Annotated in this window: 4 protein-coding genes; 1 reads left to right on the top strand and 3 read right to left on the bottom strand. The window is 32.0% G+C overall.

The features are described 5' to 3' along the window. From EPK97_RS21055 to EPK97_RS21045, 3 genes are all read right to left on the bottom strand, one after another. A partial coding sequence (locus EPK97_RS21055; protein WP_162038583.1) for an ABC transporter permease occupies positions 1 to 764 on the bottom strand: 764 nt, incomplete at its 3' end. Next, positions 748 to 1449, bottom strand: coding sequence for an ABC transporter ATP-binding protein (locus EPK97_RS21050; RefSeq protein WP_162038582.1), 702 nt, complete (start codon positions 1447 to 1449; stop codon positions 748 to 750). The genes EPK97_RS21050 and EPK97_RS21055, both read right to left, overlap by 17 nt. Positions 1450 to 1758: 309 nt before the next feature. Next, the gene (locus EPK97_RS21045; protein ID WP_162038581.1) at positions 1759 to 2709 is read right to left on the bottom strand and encodes a cation diffusion facilitator family transporter; all 951 of its coding nucleotides are present in this window, start codon (positions 2707 to 2709) and stop codon (positions 1759 to 1761) included. Positions 2710 to 3028: 319 nt separating this feature from the next. Between EPK97_RS21045 and EPK97_RS21040 the strand changes: the two genes are divergently transcribed. Then, positions 3029 to 3662 (top strand): P-type ATPase actuator domain-containing protein (locus EPK97_RS21040; RefSeq protein WP_476695770.1); only part of this gene is annotated, 634 nt, incomplete at its 3' end.

Here is a 3662-nt window from a genome sequence, read left to right as displayed (position 1 = left end):
TTTACGTCGTCATAAGTTTTTTCATTATCTAAATTTAAGTTTTCAAGATCTTCGTCGTTACTTTGTTCTGAATTAAGAAAAGTTTTCATTGTAAAATCTTCAATTTCTTTTAGTAACGGTTCAGAAATAATTGCAAATTGTTCTTTGACGTTAGGAGGTGGTTGTTTAGTTATCCCTACAATTTTTACAGGGAACGATTTATATTGTTTCATTCCTTCATTATCATAATATATCACTTGAAGATCTAAGGTTTTATCAATCAATTCCTCTTCATAATATACAATTTCATTCTCTTTTTGGTTTCCTTTAGTTAAAGTTTCATTAAAGTGATACGCAACTATAATTTCATCATTAGCTTCGGGCATTCTACCATCACTTAATTCTAATCCAGCTTCTGTTTCAGATGGGAAGTCAGTGGCATAAACCCAAGGCCAATTTGCTTCATATCCATCTAATTTGAACATCACTTCTTGATGTAAATTATTTCGTTTAGTCACTGTTTTGACATGCTCAATCTGTTTTAATATCTCTATATCTTCATCATTCAGTTGTTCAAAGTCTTTATCATGATATACAGATATTTCATTTGCTAGTCGCCCTTCAGTTAAGTCTGATACTATAGACTTCTCCAATCCAAAACCAACAGAAGCCAGTAAGATTAAAAATGCACAACCGATAGAGGTTGCTAATATTGTCATAAACACTCTCATCCGATTTTTTTTCATATTTTGTCTAACAAAACGAACTTTATCTTTGAATTTCATAATTTCTGCCTCCTTGTGTTTTACCGTCTTTGATGGTAATCGTCCGATGTCCTATCTTTGCAACCTGATCATCATGTGTAATGATTAAAAATGTTATATTATAATCTTGGTTCAGTTTTTGAATAAAATTTAATAATTCCTGTTCGTTTTCACTGTCTAAACTTCCTGTAGGTTCATCAGCCAATATAATAGGTGGTTTTACAACTAAAGCTCTTGCTATGCTTATTCGTTGCTGCTGTCCTCCAGATAACTCACTGGGATAAAATTCTGCATAATCTGCTAAACCAACCATTTCAAGCATGTCCAACGTCTGCTTTTTCCTAGCTATCTCACTAACCCCTTTCAAAATTAGAGGAAGCTCAATGTTCTGAAAAGCAGTCATGCTCGGAAGTAATTGAAAACTTTGAAATATAAAACCCAGATGATTGATGCGGAATTTTGCCCAATCTCCCTCACTTAATTCAGAGACATTTTGATTATTTATGAAAATGTTCCCTTCAGTAGGTCGAATGTATCCACTAATTAAATTCAGCAAGGTAGACTTTCCTGAACCACTCTTCCCTACAATCGTGACAATTTCTCCTTTATTCACTTCTAAATTAATATTCTTTAATACTGGGACAATCGTTTCTCTTTTCTTTTTCCCAATTTTAAATTGATGACTAAGATTTTTAACTTGAATCATGTTTAATCTCTCCTTCATATGATGTTTTTGATTTTATCAGCTTTGTATTTCAAATGCCCATTGGTACACCCACTCATGTCTCACTTCCTTGTCTTTCTCATCTGTTAGTAAGTGTAATAAATAATTCTTAACTTTCTCATAAGATAAAAATGAAGAAATTATTAAGAAATACATAAAACAAAACAAGAATAAAAGAGATAACTGACTTGTGTGAAGTGATGGAGAGAACCAAAAAAGCTGCCGTCAATTGATATGACAACAGCTTACATCTTAAAAGTTTACTATATAGTGGTTTGATAAATGGGGAATTTAATTGTATGTTTTACCTTTCAGATTTTTTTGCTGTAAAAATTCCTTACCATACTCACCATGGTCATGAATGTTAGCATGTTCTACTTGAATCGTAGTGTGAGTAATTCCGTACTTTTCTTTTAATGTTTCATTGATGGCGAGGATGACGCAAAACGGTTGAATCTGTTCGTCTATAAATACATGAGCAGTTAAGGAATAATGCTCTGTAGAGATCGCCCATAAGTGCATCTCATGAACGTCTTCGACTCCTTCAACATTACCAATATTTTGTCTTATTTCTTCTAAATCAAACTTTTTTGGTACAGATTCCATTAGAATGAAATAAGACTCACGGATAATTTTAGCTCCTCCAGTAAAAATTATGCCACCGATTACTAAACTAATTAATGGATCAAAAAAAACTAAACCTGTAAAGTAAATCAAAATAGCGGAAATAATGACTCCTAGTGAACTTAATAAGTCCCCGATAAAGTGCCACAAAGCACTTTGTACATTTAAATTCTCTTCCTCTTCAATACTCCTACTTAAAATATAAGTTAAAATAGCATTTACTATAAAACCGATGATAGCAATGACAAGCATCAGTTTAAAATTAATAGGTTCTGGATTAATAAATCTTCGAATTCCTTCTATAAAAATACCAATGGCAATGACTGCAAGAGCTAGTCCATTTAAAAAGGAAGCTATAATTTCAAAACGAAGGAATCCAAAGGTATACTTTTCATTTGGTGGTCTTGTGGCTAAGTAAATTGCTGTCATACTTAAACCTAATGCGAATACGTCTGAAATCATATGCGCTGAGTCAGATAACAAAGCCAATGAATTCGACAATATCCCCCCAACAATTTCAACAATAGTAAAAAATAAAGTAATGAATAAGGTAGCCCAGAGTGTTTTTCTAGATTTAGATTGTTCTTTTACGTGTGAGAGATGGTGGTAATCATACATGTAGTATCATCTGCTTTCATAAATTATTTCAGTGTCATAACTATATCATAAGAGAAAAATTAGGGAAATACTCAGTCAGAAGAATTCCTTTCCATTTTTTATTTTTGTATACATGAAAATTTAGGCTAATGATTAGTGGAAATGTTTTCATGTAGTGAATATAATGATATAATTAATCTTAAATAATAATTATTAAAATAAGCTTTTAGAAAAATGGAAAAAAAGTGCTGCTATCTCTTGAGATGGCAGCTTTCGCCTTTTTATGGAGTGATTTGCAATTGATTATTCTTCTCAATGATAGAAATGGAGGCTCGAAAAAATGAATGCAGATTTAAAAATCTTAACTGAAGAAAAAAGACAAACGAATCAGAGTAAAATTGAAATCTTGTATCATTTATTAATTCCTCATATTCAATTGGTAGCAGCTAGTCTTAGTGGCATCCTTATCGTATTAGGCTGGATATTATCAAATATGAATGTTTCTACTGTATCTTTAATTTTCTTTGTGTTTTCTTACTTAATCGGTGGATATCAGAAAGCAAAAGAAGGTATTTTGGATACGATTCAAAACCGAAGCTTAAATGTTGAGATGTTGATGATATTTGCAGCAATTGGATCTGCATTCATTGGTTACTGGATGGAAGGTGCAATTTTGATTTTTATTTTTTCATTAAGTGGTGCACTTGAAACTTATACAATGAATAAAAGTAAAAAAGAAATCTCAGCCCTTATGAATATTCAACCTGAAGAAGCATTGATGATTGAAGATAATGTTGAAGTTAAAGTTCATGTGTCTAAATTAAAAAAGGACGATAAAATTCTTGTAAAACCAGGTGAAAGGATACCTGCGGATGGTGTGATCATTAAAGGTCAATCAACGGTGGATCAATCGGCAATTACAGGTGAATCCATTCCCGTTCAGAAAAAGTTAGATGATGAGGTGTTTTCGGGAA

Source organism: Chengkuizengella sediminis, assembly GCF_010078385.1.
Classification (GTDB): domain Bacteria; phylum Bacillota; class Bacilli; order Paenibacillales; family KCTC-33759; genus Chengkuizengella; species Chengkuizengella sediminis.
Note: the sequence above shows the minus strand (reverse complement) of the source record. Positions and strands in the feature narration are given on the sequence as shown.